At 67.2% G+C, this 25,153-nt stretch carries 25 protein-coding genes; 18 read left to right on the top strand and 7 right to left on the bottom strand.

Translation table 11 applies throughout. The features are described from left to right. Nucleotide 1: 1 nt before the first annotated feature. Both ACSFA0_RS10465 and ACSFA0_RS10460 read right to left on the bottom strand, forming a co-directional pair. Nucleotides 2–892, bottom strand: a complete 891-nt coding sequence (locus ACSFA0_RS10465) for a dihydrodipicolinate synthase family protein (protein ID WP_435450117.1) — start codon at nucleotides 890–892, stop codon at nucleotides 2–4. A gap of 25 nt (nucleotides 893–917) precedes the next feature. Continuing rightward, entirely contained in the window at nucleotides 918–1,856 is a 939-nt protein-coding gene (locus ACSFA0_RS10460) for a dihydrodipicolinate synthase family protein (protein WP_435450116.1), read from the bottom strand. Between the two features lie 171 nt (nucleotides 1,857–2,027). Here ACSFA0_RS10460 and ACSFA0_RS10455 point away from each other — a divergent pair, with 171 nt between their 5' ends. The 7 genes from ACSFA0_RS10455 to ACSFA0_RS10425 are packed head-to-tail and all read left to right on the top strand — an operon-like array spanning nucleotide 2,028 to nucleotide 8,292. Beyond that, on the top strand, nucleotides 2,028–3,038 hold the full coding sequence (locus ACSFA0_RS10455; RefSeq protein WP_435450115.1) for a LacI family DNA-binding transcriptional regulator: 1,011 nt from the start codon (nucleotides 2,028–2,030) through the stop codon (nucleotides 3,036–3,038). 8 nt (nucleotides 3,039–3,046) lie between these two features. Next, nucleotides 3,047–3,442, top strand: a complete 396-nt coding sequence (locus ACSFA0_RS10450; protein WP_435450114.1) for a tautomerase family protein — start codon at nucleotides 3,047–3,049, stop codon at nucleotides 3,440–3,442. Further along, nucleotides 3,439–4,581: an acyl-CoA dehydrogenase family protein gene (locus ACSFA0_RS10445; protein ID WP_435450113.1), complete on the top strand. Its 1,143-nt coding sequence runs from the start codon at nucleotides 3,439–3,441 to the stop codon at nucleotides 4,579–4,581. The genes ACSFA0_RS10450 and ACSFA0_RS10445 overlap by 4 nt, the downstream gene beginning before the upstream one ends. 13 nt (nucleotides 4,582–4,594) lie before the next feature. Then, nucleotides 4,595–6,184 (top strand): acyl CoA:acetate/3-ketoacid CoA transferase, encoded by a 1,590-nt coding sequence (locus ACSFA0_RS10440; RefSeq protein ID WP_435450112.1) that lies wholly within the window; start codon nucleotides 4,595–4,597, stop codon nucleotides 6,182–6,184. Next, complete coding sequence (locus ACSFA0_RS10435) at nucleotides 6,181–6,648, top strand: MaoC family dehydratase (RefSeq protein WP_435450111.1); 468 nt, start codon at nucleotides 6,181–6,183, stop codon at nucleotides 6,646–6,648. The genes ACSFA0_RS10440 and ACSFA0_RS10435 overlap by 4 nt, the downstream gene beginning before the upstream one ends. A gap of 60 nt (nucleotides 6,649–6,708) precedes the next feature. After that, a complete protein-coding gene (locus ACSFA0_RS10430) occupies nucleotides 6,709–7,548 on the top strand; it encodes an ABC transporter substrate-binding protein (RefSeq protein ID WP_435450110.1) in 840 nt (279 codons plus the stop codon). Between the two features lie 36 nt (nucleotides 7,549–7,584). Continuing rightward, nucleotides 7,585–8,292, top strand: a complete 708-nt coding sequence (locus ACSFA0_RS10425) for an amino acid ABC transporter permease (protein WP_435450109.1) — start codon at nucleotides 7,585–7,587, stop codon at nucleotides 8,290–8,292. Here the strand turns inward: ACSFA0_RS10425 and ACSFA0_RS10420 are convergent. Further along, a complete protein-coding gene (locus tag ACSFA0_RS10420; protein WP_435450108.1) occupies nucleotides 8,282–9,241 on the bottom strand; it encodes a LysR family transcriptional regulator in 960 nt (319 codons plus the stop codon). The genes ACSFA0_RS10425 and ACSFA0_RS10420 overlap by 11 nt on opposite strands. A 221-nt stretch (nucleotides 9,242–9,462) precedes the next feature. Between ACSFA0_RS10420 and ACSFA0_RS10415 the strand changes: the two genes are divergently transcribed. From ACSFA0_RS10415 to ACSFA0_RS10395, 5 genes are all read left to right on the top strand, one after another. Then, complete coding sequence (locus tag ACSFA0_RS10415; RefSeq protein ID WP_435450107.1) at nucleotides 9,463–10,308, top strand: transporter substrate-binding domain-containing protein; 846 nt, start codon at nucleotides 9,463–9,465, stop codon at nucleotides 10,306–10,308. Between the two features lie 78 nt (nucleotides 10,309–10,386). After that, complete coding sequence (locus ACSFA0_RS10410; RefSeq protein ID WP_435450106.1) at nucleotides 10,387–11,160, top strand: helix-turn-helix transcriptional regulator; 774 nt, start codon at nucleotides 10,387–10,389, stop codon at nucleotides 11,158–11,160. 100 nt (nucleotides 11,161–11,260) lie between these two features. After that, on the top strand, nucleotides 11,261–12,280 hold the full coding sequence (locus ACSFA0_RS10405) for a Bug family tripartite tricarboxylate transporter substrate binding protein (protein ID WP_435450105.1): 1,020 nt from the start codon (nucleotides 11,261–11,263) through the stop codon (nucleotides 12,278–12,280). A 10-nt stretch (nucleotides 12,281–12,290) separates the two neighbouring features. Further along, nucleotides 12,291–13,193 (top strand): PhzF family phenazine biosynthesis protein, encoded by a 903-nt coding sequence (locus tag ACSFA0_RS10400; protein ID WP_435450104.1) that lies wholly within the window; start codon nucleotides 12,291–12,293, stop codon nucleotides 13,191–13,193. After that, nucleotides 13,190–13,672 carry a RidA family protein gene (locus ACSFA0_RS10395; RefSeq protein WP_435450103.1) on the top strand — a complete coding sequence of 161 codons (483 nt, stop codon included), beginning with the start codon at nucleotides 13,190–13,192 and terminating at the stop codon, nucleotides 13,670–13,672. Before ACSFA0_RS10400 ends, ACSFA0_RS10395 begins: the two co-directional genes overlap by 4 nt. Here ACSFA0_RS10395 and ACSFA0_RS10390 read toward each other — a convergent pair. The 4 genes from ACSFA0_RS10390 to ACSFA0_RS10375 all read right to left on the bottom strand — a co-directional run bounded on the left by ACSFA0_RS10390 (nucleotide 13,669) and on the right by ACSFA0_RS10375 (nucleotide 20,845). Beyond that, the gene (locus ACSFA0_RS10390) at nucleotides 13,669–14,448 is read right to left on the bottom strand and encodes an HpcH/HpaI aldolase family protein (RefSeq protein ID WP_435450102.1); all 780 of its coding nucleotides are present in this window, start codon (nucleotides 14,446–14,448) and stop codon (nucleotides 13,669–13,671) included. The genes ACSFA0_RS10395 and ACSFA0_RS10390 overlap by 4 nt on opposite strands. Before the next feature lie 2 nt (nucleotides 14,449–14,450). Then, complete coding sequence (gene hydA / locus ACSFA0_RS10385) at nucleotides 14,451–15,863, bottom strand: dihydropyrimidinase (protein ID WP_435450101.1); 1,413 nt, start codon at nucleotides 15,861–15,863, stop codon at nucleotides 14,451–14,453. Continuing rightward, nucleotides 15,860–16,813 carry a dihydrodipicolinate synthase family protein gene (locus ACSFA0_RS10380; protein WP_435450100.1) on the bottom strand — a complete coding sequence of 318 codons (954 nt, stop codon included), beginning with the start codon at nucleotides 16,811–16,813 and terminating at the stop codon, nucleotides 15,860–15,862. The genes hydA and ACSFA0_RS10380 overlap by 4 nt, the downstream gene beginning before the upstream one ends. Nucleotides 16,814–17,050: 237 nt before the next feature. Continuing rightward, nucleotides 17,051–20,845, bottom strand: coding sequence for a hypothetical protein (locus ACSFA0_RS10375; RefSeq protein WP_435450099.1), 3,795 nt, complete (start codon nucleotides 20,843–20,845; stop codon nucleotides 17,051–17,053). Between the two features lie 226 nt (nucleotides 20,846–21,071). Between ACSFA0_RS10375 and ACSFA0_RS10370 the strand changes: the two genes are divergently transcribed. From ACSFA0_RS10370 to ACSFA0_RS10345, 6 genes are read left to right on the top strand one after another with little or no spacing between them, the layout of a single operon-like run. Next, nucleotides 21,072–22,280: a CaiB/BaiF CoA transferase family protein gene (locus tag ACSFA0_RS10370; RefSeq protein ID WP_435450098.1), complete on the top strand. Its 1,209-nt coding sequence runs from the start codon at nucleotides 21,072–21,074 to the stop codon at nucleotides 22,278–22,280. A gap of 16 nt (nucleotides 22,281–22,296) precedes the next feature. Then, nucleotides 22,297–23,460, top strand: a complete 1,164-nt coding sequence (locus ACSFA0_RS10365) for an acyl-CoA dehydrogenase family protein (RefSeq protein WP_435450097.1) — start codon at nucleotides 22,297–22,299, stop codon at nucleotides 23,458–23,460. 34 nt (nucleotides 23,461–23,494) lie between these two features. Then, nucleotides 23,495–23,896 (top strand): MaoC family dehydratase, encoded by a 402-nt coding sequence (locus tag ACSFA0_RS10360; RefSeq protein WP_435450096.1) that lies wholly within the window; start codon nucleotides 23,495–23,497, stop codon nucleotides 23,894–23,896. Between the two features lie 20 nt (nucleotides 23,897–23,916). Next, nucleotides 23,917–24,357: a MaoC family dehydratase gene (locus ACSFA0_RS10355; protein WP_435450095.1), complete on the top strand. Its 441-nt coding sequence runs from the start codon at nucleotides 23,917–23,919 to the stop codon at nucleotides 24,355–24,357. After that, nucleotides 24,354–24,659, top strand: a complete 306-nt coding sequence (locus ACSFA0_RS10350) for a hypothetical protein (protein ID WP_435450094.1) — start codon at nucleotides 24,354–24,356, stop codon at nucleotides 24,657–24,659. The genes ACSFA0_RS10355 and ACSFA0_RS10350 overlap by 4 nt, the downstream gene beginning before the upstream one ends. A 4-nt stretch (nucleotides 24,660–24,663) precedes the next feature. Then, complete coding sequence (locus ACSFA0_RS10345) at nucleotides 24,664–25,152, top strand: ureidoglycolate lyase (protein ID WP_435450093.1); 489 nt, start codon at nucleotides 24,664–24,666, stop codon at nucleotides 25,150–25,152. Nucleotide 25,153 lies beyond the last annotated feature (1 nt).

The raw sequence follows: 25,153 nt of genomic DNA, 5'->3' as shown, positions 1-25,153 counted from the left end.
CTCAAGCGGGTTGGGTGATCTTCAGGCCGAGCTCGTCGACCAGGCGGCGGGCGGCGGCGATGCCCTCGGGGCCCATCGGCAGCCGCGGCGGGCGCGGCCCACCGACGGGCAGGCCCATGGCCGCAAGCATCGCCTTGGTGCCGGCCACGTACTGCTGGCCGGCAACGAAATCGATCATCGGGAAATACTTGAACGAGAGATCGCGCGCCTGCGCCAGCTCGCCGGCCATCACCAGGTCGTAGAGCCGCGCCATCTCGGCCGGCGCACCGTTCGACGGCACCGCCGCCCAGCCCACCGCGCCTTCGACGTACGACTCGAAGCCCATGATCCCGCCGAACACCTTCATGCGGCCATCCGACAGCCGCATGATGTCGCGCACGCGGGTCACTTCGAGCGTCGACTCCTTGATGTAGCGGCAGTTGTCGATCTGCGAGAGCCGCGCCACCAGCTTCGGCTTGAGGTCGATGTTGGTCACGGCCGGGTTGTTGTAGACCATGATCGGAATGCCGATGGCGTCCGAGATGGACTTGTAGTGCTGGACCAGCTCGTCGTCGGTGGGCGTGCAGTAGAACGGCGGCAGCACCATCACGCCGTCGGCCCCCAGCGACTCGGCCATGCGGCTCTTGCGCGCGGCCACGCGCGTGTCTTCGGCGGTGGTGCCGATGATCACCGGGACGCGGCCGGCGCTGCGGTCGATCACGGTCTTGGCGACCAGCTCGATCTCGTCGTCAGTCATCGACAGGAACTCGCCGGTCGAGCCCAGCGGGATCAGCCCGTGGATGCCGGATTCGATCTGCCAGTCGACGTAGCGCTCGAGCGCGGGCACGTCGACGGCACCCCCGGCGTCGAAGGGCGTGACCATGATGGTGTAGGTGCCGCGGAAATCTTGCATGTCGATGAGGTCGGTTCGTTGAGTTTCAGCGGGCGTCGAGCAGGCCGGCCGCAATCAGGGCAGTGCGGATGCGCTGCGTTTCGTCGTCGCCGACCGGTAGCAGCGGCAGCCGCGGCGCCGGATGCGGCAGGCGGCCGAGCAGGTGCAGCGCGGTCTTCATGCGGTTGTGGATGTCGAGGTACGGCGCGCGATAGAACACGCGGCACAGCGGCACCAGCCGGTCGTTCACGGCGCGTGCGGTATCGAGCCGCCCGGCCGCGATGGCCTCGTGCAGCTCGACCAGCAGCGGCGCGACCACGCTGCCGATGCCCGACAGGATGCCGTCGGCCCCGTAGGTGAGCGATGCGAAGAGCCAGCCGTTGTTGCTCGACAGCATGGTGACGGGGCGGTCGAGCGTGCGCAGGGCGCGCAGGGTGTCTTCATAGAGCTCGGGCACGTCGCTGCCGTCCTTGATCGCGACGATCTGCGGCACGGCCTTGCACAGCCGCACCAGCATCTCCACCGAGAAGGCCTGGTTCGACGCGCGCGACAACTGGAACAGCACGATGGGCAGCGCCGTCGCGCCGGCCACGTCCTGCACGTAGCGCAGGATCATCTCGGGCCGCAGCGTGGCACCGCCACCGAACATCGCCGGCGGGAAGAGCAACAGCGCCGAGGCGCCCGCCTCGGCCGCATCGACCGCCAGCGCGCAGGCATCGCGCGGGTCTTCGGCGACCACGCCGGCCACCACCGGCACGGGGCCCGCCGCCTGCACGGCCAGCCGCACGACATGCGCCCGCTCCGCCCGGTTCAGCGACGAGGTCTCGCCCGCATGCCCATTGACCACCACGGCACGCACGCCGCGGGTGGCAGCGACCTCGCCCACATGGGCCGCCAGCGCCGCATCGTCGATGGCGCCTTCCGGGGTGAAAGGGGTGAGCGTGGCGGGCCAGATGCCGCCGATGCCGGTAACGGGGAAGGTCATGGAAGTCGATCGGGAAAGTGTCGATCAGTATGCGACAGGATTGCAATCGATTGCAAGTATCCGTTCATTTCCATCGATCAATCGACAGATTCCGTTGACTGCTCATTCAGCGTTGCCTTACATTCCTATGATGCAATCGATTGCAACACATCCCACCGCAAAGGCGCTCCAGTGACCGTCACGCTGCGCGACGTGGCGCGTGCCGCCGACGTGTCCATCGCCACCGCCTCGCGCGCCCTGGCGGGCTCCAGCCTGATCAACCCGACCACCCAGAAGCACGTGGTGCAGGTGGCCGCGGCCATCGGCTACCGCACCAACACGGTGGCCCGCGCACTCAAGACGCGCAAGTCGCGCCTCATCGGCCTGACCGTCCACAACCTCGAGAACGCGTCCTTCCGCGTGCTCGCCTCGGTCGTGCAGGCGCGCATGCAGGCGCTCGGCTACCAGGTCATCCTCAGCATCAGCAACGACGACGCCGAGCAGGAACGCGAAATCCTCAAGACCCTCGTCGACCACAGCGTCGATGGCCTGATCGCCGTGCCCACCGGCAGCAACGCCGCGCAGCTGCTGGCCATGGAACACGCCGAGACACCGGTCATCTGCGCCGTGCGCCGCGTGACCGGCGCCTCGCTCGAATCGATCCTGGCGGCCGACATGGAGGGCGCCTACACCGGCACGCAGCACCTGCTGGGCCTGGGGCATCGGCGTATCGGCCTGATCGTGGGTCCTTCGGACACGACATCTGGCAAGGAGCGTCTGGCGGGCTACACACGGGCCATGCAGGAAGCGGGCCTGCCCGTCGACCCCGCCCTCATCCACCGCGGCCGCTACGTGCCGGAAACCGGCGTAGCCGGCGCCAACGCCCTGCTGTCGCTGGCCACGCCGCCCACCGCGCTCTTCGTGGCGAACCACGAATCGTCCGTTGGCGTGCTGCGCGTGGTGTCCGAGCGCGGGCTGTCGATTCCCGCGGACCTGTCGCTGCTGTTCTACGAAGACTCGCCCTGGTTCGAATGGCAGCGCCCCGCCATCAGCGTGGTCGACAGCGGTGCGGCCGACATGGCCAACCTGGCGGTCGACCGTCTCATGTCCCGCCTCGGCGGGGTCGCCAACAGCGGGCGCGAATACCGCATCGGCTCGCGGCTCGTCGAGCGCGCCTCGTGCCGCGCCCTGCCCGATTCCTGAAGCCTTCCATGCCATACATCGAAATCCTGGCGCCCCGCGCCGCCGCCGCCGAGAAGCGCCAATTGACCCAGGCCGTCACCGACGGCATCGTGCGCAGCTTCGGCGTCGCGCCGTCGACGGTGACGATCTACTTCCTGGCTGTCGGCGCCGACGACTATGCGCACGCCGGCGACTTCGGCCTGCCGCCCGCCAGCGCCCGCGTGTTCGTCAAGGTGCATGCCTACCGCCGCCACGCCGACCAGCGCCGCGCCGTCGCCGAAGCCATGACGCCGGCCCTGGCCGCCTGCTTCGACACGCCCGCCCACAACGTCGCCATCTATTTCCTCGACCGCGAGCGCGACGAGGTCGCGCACGAAGGCCACCTGGCCAGCGACGAAGCCCTCGACACCACCGCCACACCATGACCCAGTTCTATACCGAAGACCAGACCTCGGTGCGCGACACCGCGCGCCGATTCGCCGACAACGAGGTGCTGCCGCGCGCCGCCGCGATCGACCGCGAAGACACCTTCGACCGCACGCTCTACCGCGGCATGGCCGAACTCGGCCTGTTCGGCGTGAGCCTGCCCGAGTCGTCGGGCGGCTCGGGCCTGGACACGGTCAGCCTCTGCCTGGTGATGGAAGAACTGGCGCGCTGCTCGGCCGCCATCGGCAACGCCTTCGCGATCCCCGTGGAAGCCGCGCTGTTCCTGCACCACCACGGCAACGCGTCGCAGAAGGCGCTGATCCCCGGCATCCTCGACGGATCGATCGTGTTCGCCACCGCCATGACCGAGCCCGACTTCGGCTCCGACGCCGCGAGCATCCAGACCACGGCGCGCGCGACCGACGACGGCTGGGTGCTCAACGGCACCAAGGCCTGGGTCACGCTCGGCGGCGTGGCCGACCGCATCATGGTCTTCGCGCGCACCGGCAAGGAAGCCGGCCACAAGTCGATGAGCTGCTTCCTGGTCGACGCGGCGTCGCCGGGCGTGAGCCGCGGCAAGAACGAAGAGCTGCTGGGCATGCACGGCCTGGAGGACTGCCAGATCGTGCTGCAGGACGTGCATGTGCCGAAGGACGCGATCATCGGCGCCGAGAACCAGGCCTTCAAGACGGCCATGGGCAACTTCAACTTCAGCCGCCTCTTGATGTCGTCGATGGCGCTGGGCATGGCGCAGGCCGCGATGGAAGACGCGGTGGCCTACGCCACCACGCGCAAGCAGTTCGGCGAGCCAATCATGAACTTCCAGGCCATCCAGTTCATGGTGGCCGACATGTCGACCGACATCGCCGCCGCGCGCCTGCTCATCCACCACGCGTCGCGCGTGTTCGACGCCGGCCTGCCCTACGCCAAGGAAGCGGCGCACGCCAAGCTCTTCACCACCGACATGGCGATGAAGCACGTGTCGAACGCGCTGCAGGTGCACGGCGGCAACGGCTACTCGCGCGACTACCGCATCGAGCGCATCTTCCGCGACGTGCGCCTGGCGCAGATCTACGAAGGCACCAACCAGATCCAGCGAATCATCATCGCCAAGCAGGTCGAGAAGGAACTCGCCTGAGGGCGCTGCCACCATGATCCACTGCATCACCCCCGACGAAGCCGCCGCCCTGCTGAAGGACGGCGACATGGTGCTGGCCGGCGGCAACGGCGGCTCGGGCGTTCCCGAGGCGGTGTTCGAGGCCATCGAACGCCGCTGGCTCGCCGGCGACGGCCCGCACGGCATCACCCTCTTCCACATCACCGGCGTGGGCGCGCTCACCGAGAAGGGCCTGTGCCACTTTGCGCACAAGGGCCTGGTGCAGCGCGTGATCGGCGGCAACTTCGGCATGCAGCTGCCCTTCATGAAGCTGGTGCTCGACCAGGAGCTGGAGGCCTACAACTTTCCGCAGGGCGTGATGACGCACCTGTGCCGCGCCATGGCCGGCCGCCAGCCCGGCGTGCTGACGCACGTGGGCCTGGAAACCTACATGGACCCGCGCCAGGACGGCGGCCGCATGAACGCGCGCACCACCGAGAAGCTGGTGGAGCTGGTCAACATCGCGGGCAAGGACTACCTCTTCTACAAAGCACCGGGCGTGCCCTCGGTGGCGCTGATCCGCGGCACCTCGGCCGACGAAGACGGCTACGTCAGCATGGAGCACGAGGCCACCGCGCGCGAAGACCTGTCGATGGCGCAGGCCGTGCACAACGCCGGCGGCTCCGTGATCTGCCAGGTCAAGCGACTCGTCAAGCGCGGCACGCTGCATCCGCACATGGTGAAGATTCCCGGCTTCCTGATCGACCACTTCGTGGTGCAGCCGGACCAGATGCAGACGTACACCACGCAGTACGACCCGGCGCGCTGCGGCGAGACGATCGTGCCGAGTTCGAGCATCCCGCCCGACCCGATGGACGCGCGCCGCGTGGTGGCACGCCGCGCTGCCTTCGAGCTGCGGCCACGCGCCGTGGTGAACCTCGGCGTGGGCATCTCGGCCATGATCCCCAACGTCGCAGCCGAGGAAGGCATCGACGAGATGATCACGCTCACGGTCGAGTCGGGCGCAGTCGGCGGCGTGCCGGGCCATGCACGCGAGTTCGGCACCTCGGTGAACCCACGGGTCATCCTCGACCAGTCGTACCAGTTCGACTTCTACGATGGCGGCGGCCTGTCGTGCGCCTTCCTGTCCTTCGCGCAGGTCGACCGGCACGGCAACGTCAACGTCACCCGCTTCGGCAAGCGCTACGACGGCGCGGGCGGCTTCATCAACATCACGCAGAACACCAAGCGGCTGGTGTTCAACGGCTCGCTGACCGGCGGCGATTTCGACATCGGCGTGGCCGATGGCGGGCTCGCCATCCGGCGCGACGGCAAGTTCAAGAAGTTCGTGCCCGAGGTCGACCAGATCAGCTTCTCCGGCCACCTGGCGCGCGAGCGCGGCCAGCGCGTGACCTTCATCACCGACCGCGCGGTGTTCGAGATGGAAGCCGACGGCATTGTGCTGACCGAGATCGCCCCCGGCGTGCGGCTGCAGGAAGACGTGCTCGACCAGATCGGCTTCCCCATTCGCATCAGCGACACGCTCAAGACCATGGACGCGCGCATCTTCCGGCTCGGGCCGATGGGCATGCGAGACGCCTTCATGGCGCAGGCGCCGCGCCACATCGAGGTACCCGAGTCATGAGCGAAACCCACGACATCTACTTCGACGACGTGGTCGTCGGCGCCACGTTCGAGACGCCGACGCACGCCATCACGGCTGCCGACATCGCACGCTTCTGCGACCTGACGCGCGACCACCATCCGCTGCACACCGATGCCGACTACGCCGGCTCGCGCGGCTTCGGCGGCGTGATTGCGCATGGCTTGTACGGGCTCGCGCTGATGGAAGGCCTGAAGACTGAGCTCAAGCTCTACCAGAACAGCTCGATCGCTTCGCTGGGCTGGGATCGGGTGCGATTCTTGCGACCGGTCATTGCGGGCGACGTGGTGCGCGTGGGCTTCGAATTCACCGAGAAGCGCACGTCATCGCGTCCCGGCCGCGGCATCGTGATCGAAACGCTGCGGCTGCTGAACCAGCGCGACGAGATCGTCATCGAGGCACAACACAGCGCACTGCTGGCGTGCCGAAGCGACGCGGCGCCCTGAGTGTTCCACCGGTCCTCTTTTCCTTCAGTTCCACCCACCTTCGTCTCACGAAAGCACATCATGCAACGCTCCACACTGGCTCTTGCGCTCTTCCTTGGCGCCGCGTTCTCGGCTTCGGCCATCGCTCAAACCTGCACGCCCAAGGTCAGCGCCGAACACCTGGTGTCGGCCGGCAAGCTGCAGATGTCGACCAATCCCACGCTGCCGCCGCAGCAGTTCGTCGACGAGAAGGGTGAACTGCAGGGCCTCAACGTCGAGCTCGGCAAGGCGATCGCGAAAAAGCTGTGCCTGGAACCGGTCTTCGTCCGCATGGACATGCCGCCGATGATTCCTGCGCTTCAGGCCGGTCGCTTCGACATGATCAACACCGGCATGTTCTGGACCGAAGAGCGTTCCAAGCTGATGTTCATGATCCCCTACGGCCAACAAGCCATGAGCATCTACACCGTGCCCACCAGCACGCTGAAGATCACCAAGTTCGACGACCTCGCAGGCCGCGTCGTCGGCATCGAGACCGGCACCTACCAGGAACGCAAGTCGCGCGAGTACAACGCCGACATGGTCGCGCGCGGCCTCAAGCCCATCGACTTCCGCACATTCATGACGGCGTCGGAAACCACGGCCGCCCTGCGCGCCGGCCAGCTCGAAGCCGGCATCAACATCGACGAGACGGCGGCCAACTTCGTCGAGCGCGGCATCGCCAAGGTCTGGCTGAGCGGCATCAACGGCACCGACATCACGGTCACCTACCGCGACAAGACGACGGCCCTGGCGGCAGCCGCGGCGCTGAACGAGCTCAAGGCCGACGGCACCTACGACAAGCTGTTCGACAAGTTCAAGATGACGCGCCTGAAAGACACGAACTTCGCCATCCGCGGCCCCGGCCCGGCGCCCAAGTAAGCACGCCACCACCACAGCGCAAAGGAAACCCGGGCCGTGTTCAACGTCGATGCCTTTCTGTCCTACCTGGTCAACCCCTACCTGCTGGGTGGGGTCGGGATCACAATCGGGCTGACGATCGCCACGATCCTCATCGGCTTGGCCCTCGCGCTGCCGCTGGCGCTCGCGAGCATGTCCACCAACAAGTTCCTGCGGGCGCCTGCCAAGTTCTACATCTGGATCTTCCGCGGCACGCCGCTGCTGGTGCAGATCGTGATCATCTACACCGGCCTGCCGCAGCTGGGCGTGCGCTTCGACGTGCTCACCTCCGCCATCCTGGCGCTGAGCCTGAACGAAGCGGCCTACCTGTCGGAGACGATCCGCGCCGGCTTCTCGGCGGTCGCCAAGGGGCAGATCGAAGCCGCCAAGGCACTGAGCCTGTCGAAGATGGCGACGCTGCGGCTGGTCACGCTGCCGCAGGTGATCCGCATCATCATCCCGCCACTCGGCAATTCGGTGAACGGCCTGCTCAAGGCCACGTCACTGGCGTCCGTCATCTCGATGGAAGAGCTGATGCGCCGCAGCCAGGTGCTGATGCAGGCCAAATTCGAAGTGCTGGAGCTCTACTGCGTGGCCGCCGTCTTCTACCTCGTGCTCACCTCGCTGTGGGACGTGGTGCAACGCCGCCTCGAGAAGCACTATGGCAAGGGCTATGCGCCAACGGAAAAGAAGACGACCGTGGTGCGTACGCCGGTCACGGCCTGAGGTCTTCGGCGGCGGCGTCGCCGTCGTCGGGTCGCCCGATCTGCGCCTGCATGTACTGCAGCGCATGCTGCATGAAGGCCTGCGCAAGGCGCGCGCGCGGCTTGTCGCGCACGAACAGGCCGCACACCGGCACCGCCACGCGCGGCCGGAAGCGATGCACGTCGAAGCCCGGCTCCTTCGCATAGCGCGCCGTCAGCTCGTCGACGAAGCCGATACCCAGGCCGCGCGCCACCAGCGGGCTCACGACGTTGGCGAAGCGCGCCTCGATGTCGGCGTGGTAGTGGTCCGACGAACGCTCGAAGGCCTGCGCGATCATCGCGCCCAGCGGGCTCGCCGGCCCCGGCCCGACGATGCGGCGCCCGCGCAGGTCGAACGGCGTGAGCACCGGCAAGTCCGCCAGTTCGTGGCCCTTGGGCGTGATGCACATCATCTCGGCCTCGACCAGCACCTCGCGCGCGAGGTTGGGCCGCGCCGGCGGCTTCATCGCGATGCCGAGGTCGGCGCTGCCGCTTTCAACGCCTTCGAGCAGCGCGTCCATGCGCACCGATTCGATGGTCACCTGCACGTCGGGGTGCTCGGCCATGAACAACGCCAGCACCGAAGGCACGAGGTACTGCGACAGCTCGGCCGTCGCGTGGATGCGCAGCACGCCCGCGCGGCCGGTGCGCAGGTCCCAGGCCTTGCGCTGCACGGCTTCGTGCACGACGAAGAGCGGCTCGGCGTCGGCCATGAGGATCTGCGCATCGGCCGTGGGCACCAGGCGGTTGCTCACGCGGTCGAACAGTGCGATGCCCAGCTTGGTCTCGGCCAGCTTGATCGCGTTGCTCACCGCGGGCTGCGACATGCCCAGCTCTTCGGCCGCGCCGATGGTGGTGCGGCAACGCATCACCGCACGCAGCACCTCCAGTTGGCGGAGGTTGATGAGGGAGCGGAATTGCGGGTCGGACATCGGGGTCGATTCATGCCCGACAACGCATCGGGTCGGTCGATGATAGCGGTCCAATTTTTGGTCGTTTTCGGTGCGCCGAACGCACCATCACGACGTATATCGGCGGCCTATAGTCCCGCCCCTCAACTGAATTGAGCACGCTGCGCGGCGATGGCTATTCTTTTCTTTTCGAGCATCCAGCACCGGCCTTGCAGGCCTCATTTCTTCTTCCAGGAACCCTCATGAAATTCGCCCTTCTGCGCAGCGCGCTCGCCATCGTGGCGCTCGCCGGCCCGCTCTCCGGCATGGTCGCTTCCGCGCAGACCTGCACCCCGACCATTCCGAAGAGCGAGTTGATCACCGAGGGCAAGATCCAGCTGTCGACCAACCCGACGCTGCCACCGCTGCAGTTCGTCGACGCCAGCGGTGAACTCAAGGGCATGAACCTCGACCTCGCAGCCGAGCTAGGCAAGCGCCTGTGCCTCAAGGCCGAGACGATCCGCATGGACTTCCCCGCGATGATCCCTGCGCTGAAGGCCGCGCGCTTCGACGGCATCAACACCGGCATGTTCTTCACCGAAGAGCGCTCGAAGGTGATGTGGGCCATCCCCTACGCCATGGCCGCGATCGACATCGTCGCGGTGCCGGGCAGCAAGCGCACGCTGGCCTCGGCCGACGCGCTGACCGACCTGAGCATCGGCGTCGAGGCCGATTCGTACCAGGAGCGCTGGCTGAAGGAGCGCGAGAAGGACAACGTCGCCAAGGGCCGCAAGTCGATCAGGATTTTGTCGTTCCCGACCGCGAGCGAAGTCATGGCCGGTCTGCGCGCGGGCCAGTTCGACATGGCCGCCTTCCCCAACTACGCGGGCGGCGCCTTCGTGAAGGCCGGCCAGGCCACGATGCTGCTGCCGGCACAGGGCGGCTCGCCGACGATGATGAGCTTCCGCTCGAAGCCGGTGGCCGACGCCGTGGTCAAGGCCTTCAACGACATGGTCAAGGACGGCACCTACGACCGCATCCTCGACCAGTACGGCATGACCAAGCTGCCCGAGAAGGTCATCGCGATCCGCGGCACCGGGCCGGTCTGAGGGTTCAGGCGGGCCGCCACGGCCCGCACCATGGTCCGAAAATCGCTTGGTTCGGAGATCCAGGCCGAAGGAGGCACCATGGCAACAGGCATTCCACTTTCGTCGAAGCTGGCGGCGACGGCCGAGCGGGGGTTCGCGCTGAGGCAGAACCGGCAACCCCGCTACCAGTTCGACTGGCACATGCACGACTGCGCCATGCTGCTGTGGCCGCAGGTCGGAACGCTCGACAGTTGCTGGCTCGCCGAACCGGGTAGCGCACCGCGGGCCTGGCGGCTGGCTCGCCACACCGCGCTGCTGCTGCCCGCATCGGCCGCGCACAGCACGCGGACCAGCGCACAACGGCAACGCCACGGTGAGCTCTACCTGCGCCCCGAGCTGCTGGGCCGCAGGAGCCGCTATGGTGTCTTCCAGCTCGATGCCGCGGCGGCCTGCATGCTCGACGCACTCCTTGCGCCGGCGCTGGCGCCGGAGGGCAGCGAACCGCTGGTCCGTGCCCTCATGGCGCAGATGGCCGCGCGCCGGCCCGAGCAGTTCCTGACATCACCGCCCCGAGGGCCCCAAGCGCTGCTCTCGCAACGCATGCTCGATTGCTACGCACTGGCGCTGGCGCTCGAATCGCCGATGCCGACGGTGGAGGCCGTGGCCGACGAGCTCGGTGTCTCCGTCCGCCGGCTGCAGCGTGCCTGCGCCTCGGAACTCGGCAGCACCCCCGTGGCGCTGCGCCGTCGCATGCTCGCGACGAAGGCCCGCGAACTGCTGGACCGGGGCGAAGCGCCCGCGCGTGCCAGTCAGCAGCTCGGCTTCACCCACAGCGGGCATCTGCACCGGCTGCTCAGAGGCGTCGCAACCTGAGGCGTATCGGGCGATCGCGACGCTGTCGCAAACGGGTTGGTGCCGTGTCGCATACCGGTTGGTGCGGTGCGCGCCGCGCTCCTAGCATGAAGCCATCGTCATGCTCCCTGGACTCACCGTGCCACACCACTCGACCTCCCCTGCGCGCCGCCACCCGCTGGCCACTGCGCTTCTCGCCGCCGCGACCCTCGGGCTCGGCGCAACCCCCGCCGTCTCCTCCGCGCAGGCGTGGCCGACACGGGCCGTCACCGTCGTCGTGCCCTTCCCGGCTGGCGGCGGCACGGACCTGGCCATCCGCAGCATCCAGTCCCAGCTCCAGAAGGAACTGGGCCAGCCGCTCGTCATCGACAACCGCGCCGGAGCGGGCGGGACCATCGGTTCGGCCTATGTGGCCAAGGCCACACCCGACGGCTACACCGCGGTGCTCGCCACGACGAGCACCCATGCGGTCAGCGTCAGCGTGTACCCGAAACTTCCCTACGACCCCCTGCGCGACTTCGTCTATGCCGGCTTCGTCGGCACGTCGCCCTATGTGCTGGCGACGAACCCGGGCGTGCGCGGCACCGATGTCAAGACGCTTGTCGCCACGCTGAAGCAGAGCCCCGAGCAATACAGCTTTGCTTCGGTCGGCACCGGCACGGTGTCGCACCTGCTGGGAGAACAGTTCAAGGCTTATGCGGGCGTACCGCTGGTGCACGTGCCGTACCGGGGCGCAGCGCCCGCCTACACCGACCTCATGGGCGGGCAGGTGCAGCTGATGTTCGACAACCCTGCCGGCCTGGTGCCCTACATCCGCTCCGGCAAGCTGGTCGCCGTGGCGACGACGGCGCCGAATGCATTGCTCACCGGCGTGCAGACATTCCAGCAGCAGGGCATTCCGAACTTCACGCAGTCGCTCTGGTACGGCGTGGCCTTCCCGCGCGGCACGCCTGCGCCGGTGGTGGAGCGCTTCAATGCGGCGCTGAACAAGGTGCTGGCCGACCGTGCCGTGGTCGCGGACTTCGCCTCCAAGGGCATCAACGCCAAGCCCGGTACGCCGGCCGAGTTGCAGGCCGCGGTCGCGGCCGACATCCCCGCCTGGGGCCGCATCGCCAAGGCCGTGGGAGCCAAGGTTGACTGACGCTCGCCACATGCCCGGCCCCACCACGCCGCCGGCGCCGGGCGAACGCCGACAGGTCGATGTCTTCGTCGGCGGCCCCGGTGGCGGCAACCCGGTGCCGCTGGTCGCGGACGCGTCCGCGCTGTCGTCCGAAGACATGATCGGCGTCGCACGCGCCACGGGCCACGAGTCGGCGTTCGTGCTGGCGCCGACGACGGCGGGCGCGGACTGGCAGCTGCGCTTCTTCGTGCCGCAGCACGAGATGGAGATGTGCGGCCATGCCACCGTCGGCACGCTCTGGGCGATGCGCCAGTGGGGACGCTGGAACACGCCCACCGCGCGCGTCGAGACCTTGAGCGGCCTCGTCGATGTCGAATGGGATGCGGCCGCCGGTCGCGTCTGGATCTCGCAGCCCGCGGTGCAGGCGCAGGCGCTGTCGCCCGCGCACGCAAGCCGCGTCGCGGCCGTGCTCGGCCTGCCCGCCGGCGCGGTGCCCGAGATGACCAACGCCAGCACCAGCCGCGTCAAGACGCTGGTGCCGATGCCCGATGCCGCCGCCCTGCATGCGCTGCAACCCGACTTCGCGTCGATGGAAGCGCTGTGCGGATCCATCGGCTCCACCGGCCTGTATCCCTATGCGGTGGCGGGCTCGACCGCACCGGGCGGCGCCGTGGTGGCGGCGCGGCAGTTCCCCAAGTCGTCCGGCTATCCAGAAGATGCCGCGACGGGCATCGCAGCGGCTGCGCTGTGGGGCCACCTGGCAGCCAAGGGTGACATCGCCATCGGCACACCCGGCGCGGGCGTCGTCTGCAGCGTCCGCCAGGGCGACGCCATGGGCCGGCCCTCGGTCATCGAGGTGCGCCCGCGCTTCGACGGTGGCTCGGTCGCCGGCTGCTGGCTGAGCGGACAGGTCGGCTGGAGCGGGCCCGCATGAGCGCCACGACGCCCGAGCAACGCCTGGCCGCGGCCGGCCACCGCCTGCCGGCGGCACCGCAGCCGCGCGGCCACTACGCGCCCTTCCACCTGTTGCCGATGCCCCATGGCGGCCAATGGCTCGCCGTCAGCGGCCAGACTTCGCGTGTCGAGGGCGTGGCCATCGCCGGCCTCTGCACCCCCGGCGAACCCCTGGATCGCGCCCGTGCCGCTGCCGAGGTCGCGATGCTGAAACTGCTGGCCGCCGTCGCTGCAGCCTGCGGCGGCGCCCTGCCCGAGCGACTCGACGTGTGCCGCGTGCGCGGCTTCCTCCGAAGCACCGAGGACTTCACGGCCCACAGCGCCGTGCTCGACGCCGCGTCGGACGTGCTGCACACCGCGTGGCCCGACGCGCCCCGCCCCGCGCGCACCGTCGTGGGCGTGGCGAGCCTGCCCGACAGCGCCTTCGTCGAGATCGAGCTGGACGCGCTGCTGGCCTAGATGGCCCTCAGCGAGGCCACCCGCGCCTCACCCGCGGCGATGAGCAGGTCGATGTCGTTGCTGGTCAGCACGAAGCGCATGCCGGCTTCGATGTGACGGCGCAGCAGCGCCGGGTCGACGATGCCGGCCAGCCCCGCGTGCTTACCGTGCGCCTTGCAGGCCGCGATGACGGCCGCGAACGCCGACTCGACCGCCGGGTCTTGCAGCTGACCCGGTATGCCGAGTTCGAGCGAGAGGTCGTTGCTGCCGACCAGCAGCACATCCACGCCCGGCACCGCCGCGATGCTGTCGGCATTGGCGATGGCGCGTGGCGATTCGAGCATCACGATGCAGAGCAGCTCGTCGTTCGCTGCCGCCATCGCCTCCGGCGCGGGATGCCGCGCGTAGTCGAAGTGCGGCTGCAGCCCGAAGAAGGAGCGCATGCCTAGCGGCGGGTACTTGCAGGCGCGCACCGCGGCAGCGGCCTCGACCGCGTCGTCGACGTGCGGCACGACGATGCCCTGCGCGCCGCCGTCGAGCAGCCGCGAGATGTCGGGCGAGTTCTTGCCCGGCACGCGCACCAGCGGCGCGATGCCCAGCGGCAGCGCGGCCGCGGCGATGTTGGCGGCCGCCGCCGCGTCGACCGGCGAATGCTCGATGTCGATGAAGAGAAAGTCGAAGCCGCATCGCAGCGCCAGGCCCGCCACGGCCGCGCCCGTGACCTGCTGCACGCCCATGCCCAGCACGGTCTCGCCGGCTTCCAGTCGGCGGCGCGCCACGTTCGGTCGAACCAGCATGCTCAGTAGCCCCCGACTTCGCCGCGAACCTGAAACTGGCCGCGCCCCGGACGGCCCAGCCACTGCTCGCCGTCGACGATGAGCTCGCCGCGCGAGAACACCTTCTTCACCACGCCGTGCACTTGCTTGCCTTCGAACAGGCTGTAGTCGACGTTGCTGTGGTGCGAGTGCGCGGAGATGGTCTGCGTGCCGTCGGGGTCGAACAGCACGATGTCGGCGTCGCTGCCGACCGCGATCGTGCCCTTGCGCGGAAACAGACCGAAGAGCTTGGCCGGCGCGGTGGCCGTCAGCTCGACGAAGCGGTTGAGCGTGATGCGCTTGCTGCGCACGCCGCCGTCGTAGATCACGGTCATGCGCGTCTCGATGCCCGGCGCGCCGTTGGGGATCTTCGAGAAGTCGTGGCGGCCGTGTTCCTTCTGATGCACGCGGCCCATGTGGCCTTCCTTCATGCAGAAGGGGCAGTGGTCGGTCGAGATGAGCTGCAGGTCGTCGGTCTTGAGCGCGGTCCACAGCGCGTCTTGCGACTGCTTGTCGCGCAGCGGCGGCGTCATCACGTGCTTGGCAATCGAGAAGTCGTCGCTGTCGTACACCGACTCGTCGAAGAAGAGGTAGTGCGGGCAGGTTTCGGCGAAGACCGGGATGCCGAGGTCGCGTGCCTCGATCACGTGCTTGAGCGCCTCTTTGGCCGAGAGGTGGACGAAGTACACCGGCGCGTTGGCCAGCTCGGCCAGCTTGATGCCGCGGTGTGTCGCCTCGCCTTCGAGGATGGCCGGCCGCGTGAGCGCGTGGTAGCGCGGCGAGGTGTGGCCCTGCGCCAGCGCCTCGCGGATCAGCAGCTCGATCACGTTGCCGTTCTCGGCGTGCAGCGCGACCATGCCGCCGTGCTCGCCGACCAGCCGCATCGCCCGGAAGATGGCCGCGTCGTCGACCATCACCGTGCCCGGGTAGGCCATGAACATCTTGAAGCTGCTCACGCCCTCGTGGCGGATGGCGTGCTTCATGTCGCCCAGCACGGTGTCGTCGACATGCGTGAGGATCACGTGGAAGCCGTAGTCGATGCTCGCGCCGACCGACGCCTTGGCCTGCGTGCGCGCGATGGCGTCGAGCGGGCTGTCTTCCTTGCCCTGGAAGGCGAAGTCGATGATGGTGGTCGTGCCGCCGAAGGCCGCGGCGCGCGTGCCCGACTCATAGTCGTCGGCGGTGGTCGAGTCGCCGAAGGTGTTGTCGAGGTGGGTGTGCACGTCGACACCGCCAGGCAGCACCAGCAGGCCGGCCGCGTCGATGACGCGGGTGTCGGGGCCGACGTCGAGCTGCTTGCCGATGGCGGCGATCTGGCCGTCGTCCAGCAGGATGTCGGCGCGGTAGTCGTCGACGGCCGTGACGATGCGGCCATTGCGGATCAGGGTCTTGGTCATGGGGCAGATTCCTCAGTGGTTTGGAGGCCTGCAGCTCGGAGTGCCTGCGCCAGCATCGCGACCTCGCCGTCGGGCAGCGGCCCCATCGGCGGGCGCATCGCGTCGCTCGGGATGTGGCCCAGCAGCTTCAGGCAGGTCTTGAGCCGCGCGTTGGCGTGGCCGCCCGGCGCGGTGCCGTAGATGGCCTTGGCCAGCGGGTAGATGCGATCGTTGAAGGCGCGCGCCGTGGCGAGGTCGCCCGCCTGCATCGCGCGGTACAGGCCGACGACCAACTCCGGCGTGACGCAGGCCAGGCTCACCAGGCTGCCGGCGGTGCCGACCGCGAAGCAGGTCAGCAGGTGCTCGTCGCCCGAGGCCATCACCATCACCTCCGGCGCCACGCGCGCCACGAGACGCAGGTTGGCTTCGTAGGCGGCGGCTTCCCAGCTGCCCTCCTTGATGCCGATGACGTTGGGCAGCTGCGAAAGGCGCTCCAGCACGTCCGCCGTGTAGGCGAGCGCACCGGCGCGCACGCCGGCCTGGTATAGGAAGAGCGGCAGCGAGCTGTTCGACGTCGCGATGCGGTGGTGCCGCACCGCCATGTCGGCGTCTTGCGAGAGCGCCCAGGAGAACGGCGGGAACACCAGCACCGCATCCGCGCCCGCGGCCTCGGCGTCATCGACATGGCGCTGCGCCTCCAGGCTGTCTTCGGCGTTGATGCCACACACCAGCAGCGTGTGCGACGGGCAGGCCTGCCGCGCGATCTCGGTCACGCGGCGCTTCTCGTCGCGGCCCAGCATGAAGTTCTCGCCCGCATGCCCGTTGATCAGGAGGCCGGTGATGCCATCGGCACGCGACACGGCCGACAGGTGCGCAGCCAGCGTGGCTTCGTCGATGCCGCCATCGTCAAGCAGCGGGCACACAGTGGCGGCATGGATGCCGCGGAAATGATCGAAGGACTCGGAAGGCATGGCGGCACGCAGTGAAGGACTGCGGCCACCTTAGCGGCGCGTCGGGGCGGCGGCCAATGCGGTTTGGGGGCGGGACTATAAGGGCGGCGAATAGGCCGCGGTGGGTGGACGCTGTGGTGGGAGAGCGAAGATCATGAGCTGACGGTGCGGGCGAGCCTTCAGCAGCTCAGTGCCCGAACCGATCAGGTAAGGAGTTCCGACTAGAAGAAAAAGCGCAGCGGCGGACTCGCCATCACCTTACTCAAATGATTCCTCTCGGCCTGACTCCCAATGGTGGTCTCCCTCAATGCGCACGCGCATGGCCTTCAGCGACTCAGAAGCCCAACTGGCAATCAACGGGTCGCTGTGGTTCAGTAGGTCTTCAGCAAGCGTCACGAAAGGTGCGAGCGTCTGCGCCAAGCTCCCAGACCAGTGAGAAGGATGGAAGTTGCCTCCGAAGGCCTTAAGAACCAGGCCCTTGTTCGACACCATCTCCAGCAGACTGTTCGCAAGGTGGCTTAAAACCGTCGCCCCGTTCTCTGCTGTCGCAATGATGTTTATCTCAGACGCCAGCAATGGTGCGCGTATCTCTGGATCGGCGCGGGCCCACTCAATGGTGACCTCCACCGGCGCACATTGAACTACCGGCCCGTGACGAGCCACGAAGCGCGACCGGAATCCGAAGTGCTTGCGTTTGGTTGGCTTGGTGAGGAACGCCTCCAACGCGACCTTCGGCTGCAGTTTGAAGAGCGTGCAGGCGATCTCTCCATACTCGTCGCCATGGGTTTGGTAGTCCTCAAGCGCGACGGCAAACTGGCTAGCGAACTGCGCAGCGGCGGCCGACGCCTCCTCACCCACGAACGCGATCTTCGCGAGCTCATTTACTCGGTAGGCAAGCATCTGGTTGCCCGTATCGAATTGGAACTTGTTCAACAGAGCCTGACCAAGCTGCTTGAACTCGACCGGCACCGCGGCGGTGTCGGGCTTCCAAAAATACAGCTCAGCGCTCAATTGGTCTATGGCAGCACCCAGTCCACCGTCCATGTGCGACAGCTCCTGCACTGCTAAGCAGAACTTCTCCAGCGAGAAGCCAGGAGTGCCCTTCAGATTCGTCCGCAACGTGAACCTGTAAGGGCTCGCCACGCGTCGGTGCATTGCGGCAATCAGCCGGTCCGCGTCGTCGTCTCCGAACGGCAGGCCGACCAGCAAGGGATAGAACGGCTCTAGCTTGGCTTCAGCTTCGGCCAGGCGCAGGATTTCCAGGTGTGCTGTCTGATCCTTGGCCTTCACCGCACTGGCAAAGCCCGAGAGCACGCTGACGTTCGGCTCTCCAGACGCCTGCGAGAAGGTTTGGCAAAGAATGGCCCAGTGGCGCAGCGGCTCGTCGGAAGCCCGCCCCAGCCCGAGCCCGAGTTCGAACTGACGACCCTGCTGTTCATGGAACAGCTCGGGCAAAACCGACCTCAGCGCTTCCTCCTGCCCGGCAAGGGCATCGCCCAAAGCAACGACCTTGTCCGAGGCTCGTTGCCAAGGGTCGATCGGGTTTTGGCTCTCCTCCTCGTCTGTGTCGTCCAGAACGTCAGCCACGCCCAAATAGCCTCCCGCGGGACCGAGCGTGTAGGTTCTCACCTCCTGAAGCAAGCCGGCCGGCGAGAGGTCGGACTCCAACTGCCGCAAAGCTGCGACGAGATCTGCAGGCATCCCCTTGGAGTCGAAGCGCAGTGTGCTTCGGACCTCCACCCATCCTGCTGACCAACCCGACTTAGCGGCGAAGTCCCTTGCCAAGACCCCGAGTTCGCTGTGCATTCCACACCTCCACAGCTCGCGAAAATGGGTGGCGAGCGCAGTCATGGCTCGCTTGCTACCCTCGGGGCCGGACTGCTCCATGACGCGGAGAAGATCAAACGCGCCTTCGTACCAGGCACGGACCTCCTCTCCGGTCGATGGCTCCCATCCGTAGCCGTGCGGTCGGGCGCCGAAGGAAAAGTCGTGCGAAGAGTTGATGAAGTTGCAGGCCAGCGTTGCCTCGACCGCATCCCACACTAGTTCAAGGCGGCGTCCAGTTGAAATAGCCATCAGCCGCCGGAGCAACGCTATACGCTGGGCTGGCAGAGCGTTAGTGCCAGACAGCGCGATGCGGAAAGGTTCGTGCCAGTTTTCCCTGCAGTTAACGTAGGTCGTCTTGTTCAGCTCGGCGAGCGTCAACAGCATCGGCGCAGCTACATCGAAGTCGGCGGGCTCGTACGCCAGATGCCGCAGAAGGGCGCTCCATTCCGATAGATTGCTCTGCTGCCGTTCGACGAACTCGATCGCCCCTGAGCCTGCAAACGAACGCGCCAAGGCCGCAAGCGCCTTCTGCGGGTCCAGCGGCGCCAAGTTGACGAAGAGTTTCAACCCCAAGGGTGTGAGTTCCTGGGGCTTGGAAAGCCAGTGCTCGTCCGCCATCCAGCGAGCGGCAATAGCCCTCGCGGCATCGCTGTCGTGTAGGTACTCCAGGCGACGGCTGAAGGAGATGAGCAGGCGATCGCTATTAGCGAATGCTTCGACGATGTCCGAGTGAGGTATGTTCTCCAGCGCGGCTTTCGCTAGCCGGTTTGCCAGGGCTGGCGGCAGCAGCGCACGCCACTTGCTGCGAGATTGAACGAGGTCACGCTTCTTCAATGCGGCAACATGGCGATAAAGCTCTCTGCCGCTGAACCCAGCGAGCGATCCCAGAACCCTGAGTTCCGATCCATCGCTCTGAGCATCGTCACCATCGAAAGAGTAGACGAGTGCGCAGACCTCTGCGGCACGAAGCAGGTTCTCGTCTTCGGCTTGACGTTGTCGGAACAGCCGGCGGAACAAATCCGCGTCGTTCAACGTACCAAGCACCTCGCCCTGCTCAACCGTCCCAGCCAGCGCGAGTGCGATTCGGGCGTTGCCACCGGAGAACTCAATGATGCGACGCCTATCGCTGTCGTTGACGTGTGGTACCAGCCTCAGAAGGATGGAATCGAGCACGGCCTCAGATGATGGGGCAAGCTCGAAGACCTCGGTAGCCTCGGGCGAATCATCGTCTGCAACGTCGTACTCAACGGTTAGCAGGCTCAGGAAGTTAGGGAACTGTCGTACTGCTTGAGCGAGCGTCGCGTGCGTGCTGGGGTTGCAGTTGTCGACGATGACTATTGCGCGTTGCCCCGATTCACCCAAACGGACGAGCATCTCGCGAGCGTTGGGGTCCGGCGAGTGACCGATGTCGGTGTACAGCATGCGGCCGCGCTCCAACGTTGGTCCTTCGCCCACCCCTGGCTCAAATAGCGCCTGCACGAGTCGCGTCTTGCCAGTGCCAGACAACCCAATAAGTCGGCTGACCTGCCCAGGAGTATTTAAGACTTTGCGCAGTCGGCCCATGCCGGCCTCAATGGTCAGCAAAGCGGGCGCGCCTCCCTGGTGGCGTTCCAGCAGCCTGGCCGTCTCGTCAAGGATGTATTCGGCGCCAGGAGCCCAAACGCCGTAACCTTGCCATCCCTTCAGCGAAACACCGACTCGAGCGCGGACCCACATTTCCACGCCCGGGTACTGCCTAACCCAACGGGCAAGGCGATCCCTATCGTAGAAATCAATCTTCAGTGTGTCACCACCCGGCTCGCCAGCCAGCGCGGCTCTCATGGACTTGAGACGCCTGCCCAGGACAAGCTTGGTGACGCTGCCCTTGGAGCTGACCACAACGTAAGCACCACTGCCTGCGATGAGTTCCTTGATGGAATCTCGCAGCACGCCGTCAGGCTTCATCTCCGCAGCGATTTTTCCTTCCGGCATGTCCTCACACTTCACCTGGAAGCCAGTAAGCGGCCTGGGTACGAAGTCCATGCCTGTCATAGATATGGAGGCGTCAAGCTCAACCGCGACGTCGATCCCCCCATCCTTTGCCGTCTGGTTCCCGCCTGACAGCACGGCAGATGCGGGCAAGGCATTGCGCTGCAGTTCCGCTTCGCACAGCTTCGTGACCAGCACGCGGAGGTCTTCGTCGCCCAGATTGGCGATGTGATTTCCCGTTAGATCCAGCAAGCGCATCCCCTTTTGTTTAAGTGGCGACGCATTTTCAGCGTCAAGGAAATCGGTCCCGCCGCAGCGGCGTGCAGCCAACGATACCAACACGGTCGCTGACAGACGCATAGCGAGCCACACAGCTATGCAGCACGCTGATAGTCCCCCCCAGATATTGAATAAGCCGCAGCGGCCACGACAAGCCACCGCGCATCTATCCTGAAAACGCCCCACCGCTTTTCAGGAACCCCGCATGCTCTCCGGCTTCAAGGTCATCAGCTTCAACCACTTCCACGCCGGGCCGATGGCGGCCCAGTTGCTGGCCGACATGGGGGCCGACGTGATCGCGGTGGAGCCGATCGACGGGGCCTTCCACCGCAACTGGGCGGTGGCCAACCACTTCGTCGCGGGGCAGAGCGTGAACCTGCTGACGACCGGGCGCAACAAGCGCAGCCTGGCGCTCGACATGAAGTCGGAGGCCGGCAAGGCGGTCGCGCGCAAGCTGGTCGAGGGGGCCGACGTGGTGATGGAGAACTTCCGCCCCGGCGCGATGGCGCGGCTGGGCCTGGGCTACGAGCAGGTGAAGGCTTTCAACCCGCGCATCGTCTATGCATCGGTCAGCGGCTACGGCGCAAGCGGCCCCGACCGCGACCTGCCGGGGCAAGACCTGCTGCTGCAGGCGCGCTCCGGCTTCGCCGCGCGCACCGGCCGCGCCGACGGGCCGCCGACGCCGGCGGGCCCGGTCATCGTCGACCAGCATGCCGCGTCGCTGCTGGCGATGGGCATCCTCGCGGCGCTGCTGTCGCGCGAGCGCACCGGCCAGGGCCGCCTGGTCGAAGGCAGCCTGCTGCAGTCGGCCATCGACCTGCAGGCCGAATCGATGACGGCCTGGATGAACGGCGCACGCTCGGCGACGTCGCGCGGCCCGCACGGGCTGGCGAGCTGGTGCGGCTCGGGGCCTTCGGGCATTCACGCGACGGCCGACGGCCACCTCGCGATTTCGATGGCGGCGCCGGCCGACCTGGCGGTGGCGCTCGACCTGCCCGAGCTGGCCGGCTTCGACACCGCGGACAGCTTCTCGAACAGCACCGAGATCACCCGCATCGTCGCGCAGCGCATGCCCGCGCGCACCACGGCTGAATGGCTGCCGCTGCTCGCTGCGCGCGGCATCTGGCACATGCCGGTGAAGGACTACGACGAGCTGCGCGACGACGCCCAGCTCGCGCACCTCGGCGTGTTCATCGATGCGCAGAGCGTCGAGGGCGCGCCAATCACGATGCTCAACCACCCGCTGCGCTACGACGGCGCGGCGCCGCCCGTGCGCTTCGCGCCGCAGAAGCTCGGCATGCAGACACGCGAAGTGCTCGGCGAACTCGGCTACGGCGCCGACGAGATCGATGCACTGCTCGCCGCCAAGGCCGTCGGCGCACCGCCGGCGCCCTCTTCGCCCGCCTCCAACTGATCTTCATCGCCCACCCATGTTCGACTTCTCCGTCCCCTCCGACACGCAATTGCTCGTCGACACCGTGCGCCGCTTCGTCACGCAGGAAGTGCAGCCGCTCGAAAACGAAACCGAAGCGCTCGGCCACGTGCCGCCCGAGGCCCTGAAGCGCGTGCGCGGCAAGGCGCAGGAGCTGGGCCTGTTCGCGATGAACATGCCCGAGGACTGCGGTGGCGGCGGGCTCGACAACGTGACGATGTGCCTGGTGGAAGAAGAGTTCGGCAAGACCTCCGACGCGCTGATCCGCCGCGTGTTCGGCCAGGTCTACCCGATGCTGCTGCCCTGCAATGCGGCGCAGCGCGAGAAGTACCTGCTGCCCACGGTGAAGGGCGACAAGATCTGCGCCATGGCCATCACCGAGCCCGGTGCGGGCTCCGACGCGGCGTCGATCTCGACCACGGCGCGGCTCGAGGGCGACCGCTGGGTGCTCAACGGCGGCAAGCACTTCATCAGCGACGGCGACATCGCCGACTACGTGATCGTGATGGCGCTCACCGACAAGGAGAAGCGCGCCCGCGGCGGCATCACGCTCTTCCTGGTCGACAAAGGCACGCCGGGCTTCACGGTGAACCGCGTGCAGCCCATGATGGGCCACCGCGGCTACGGCCATGCCGAACTGTCCTTCGACGAATGCAGCATCCCGGCGGATTCGGTGCTGGGCGAGGTCGGCGGCGGCTTCAAGCTGATCATGAACAGCGTGGCCGGCATCCGGCTCGCGCACATCGGCGCACGGGCCGTCGGCATGGCGTCGCGCGTGCTGGAGATGATGCGCACCTACGCGTCGGAACGAAAGCAGTTCGGCCAGCCGATCGGCGACTTCCAGATGGTGCAGCAGATGATCGCGGACTCGGCCACCGAGATCTTCGCGACGCGGATGATGGTGCTCAACACCGCGTGGGAACTCGACCAGGGCCGCGAGCCGCGCGACAAGGTGTCGATGGTCAAGCTGTATGCCTCCGAGATGATCGGCCGCGTGGCCGACCGCGGCATCCAGGTGTTCGGCGGCATGGGTTTCTGCAAGGACCTGCCGCTGGAACGCATCTACCGCGACAGCCGCGTGACGCGCCTGTACGACGGCACCTCGGAAATCCACCGCATGCTGATCGCCAAGGCGGTGATCAAGAACGGCCTCGTGCTCTGACGCACGACTTCCCCCTCTTTCCTGGAGCTTTCCAATGACTGCGCTCAAAGTCGGCGACGCCATGTCGTTCCGCAAGACCCTCACCGTCGCCGAGCAGGCGATGTTCACCGGCATCAGCGGCAACATGGCGCCGCTCTACGTCGACAAGCGTGCCGCCGAAGGGGCAGGCTTCGACAACATGCTGGCCTTCGAGCTGAACGCGGTGGCGCTGGCAACGACGGCCCTCAATCGCGTAGCGGGCACGGCGTGGCGCCTGGGCGGGTTGCAGATCGACTTCGCGCTGCCGGTGCTGGTGGGCGAGACGGTCGAGTCGCGCATCGAGGTGCTCGATGTGACCGACGCTGCGGCGTCGTGCAGCGTGCGCTGCACCAAGTCCACCGGCGAAGTCATGGCGCAGGGCACGGCGACGCTGGTGCCCGTGCAGCCGCGCGGCTGACGCGACGAGGCAACCCAGCCATGTACGAACTCAAGCCTTTCGACAGCCTGCACCTCGGCCAGACGGTGTCGGTGCGCAAGACCATCACCGAGGCCGACGGCGCGCTCTACATCGCGGCCACCGGCGACTTCGGCCCGGTGCACGTCGACGACAGCTACGCGCAGACCACGCGCTTCGGCCAGCGCCTGGCGCCCGGCATCCTGGTCGCGGGCATCTGCACCAGCGTGCTGACCGCCGAGCTGGCGGGCACGCTGGGCATCTCGATCGAAGACCGCTTCTGGTTCACCGGCCCGGTGTTCTACGGCGACACGATCGAATTCAAGGTGTGGATCGCGCAGATGAACGCCGAGACGCGCAGCGTGATCTGGCAGGCCAGCGCCACCAACGAAGAGGGCAAGGAAGTGCTCAAGGCCGAAGCCACGCTCAAGTTCCCGCGGGTCAAGCCGAAGGTGGCGGCATGAGCGGCGCGCCGCAATTGCACATGGTGCGCGTCGACATCGACCCGGCGCACGAAGAGGCCTTCAACGCCTGGTACGACGCGGTGCACGTGCCCGCCCTGCTCGCCTGCCCCGGCTGGCTGTCGGCCCGGCGCTTCGTGTCGCTCGAAGGCGGGCCGAAGTACGCGGCCATCTACGAGGTGGCGGGCGATTGGGTCTACGACACGCCGGAGTTTCATGCGGTGAAGGGCTTCATGGAATTCACGCCGCACGTCAGCAACTTCATGCGCCAGCGCTTCGCGGCCTTCGAGACGTCCGAGAATTGAGGGCATGCGAACCCTCCACCCCGAGCCCCTGACCGCCGCCGCCTTCGCGCCCTTCGGCGACGTTATCGAACTGGCTGGCGCGAAGCAGATGTCGATCAACGCGGGCACGACCATCCGCTTCCATGACCTGGCGCAGGTCGACGTGCTGTCCGAAGGCGGCCGCACGCTGATCAACCTGTTTCGCGCTCAGCCGCGCGACGAGCCGGTGCACCTGAGCCTGATGGAGCGGCACCCGCTCGGCTCGCAGGCCTTCATTCCGCTGGTCGACGCGCCCTACTACGTGGTCGTCGCCGAAGACGACAACGGCCGGCCCGGCGCACTGCGCGCCTTCGTCAGCAGCGGCTGGCAGGGCGTGAACTACGCGCGCAACGTGTGGCACCACCCGCTGCTCGCGCTCGGCGCGGTGCGCGACTTCATCGTGGTCGACCGGGGCGGCGCCGGGGTCAACCTGCAGGAGTGGCCGCTCGACGAAGCGGTCTGCATCGCGGTGTAGA

It is taken from the genome of Variovorax restrictus (genome assembly GCF_051216715.1).
GTDB lineage: Bacteria > Pseudomonadota > Gammaproteobacteria > Burkholderiales > Burkholderiaceae_C > Variovorax.
Note: the sequence above shows the minus strand (reverse complement) of the source record. Positions and strands in the feature narration are given on the sequence as shown.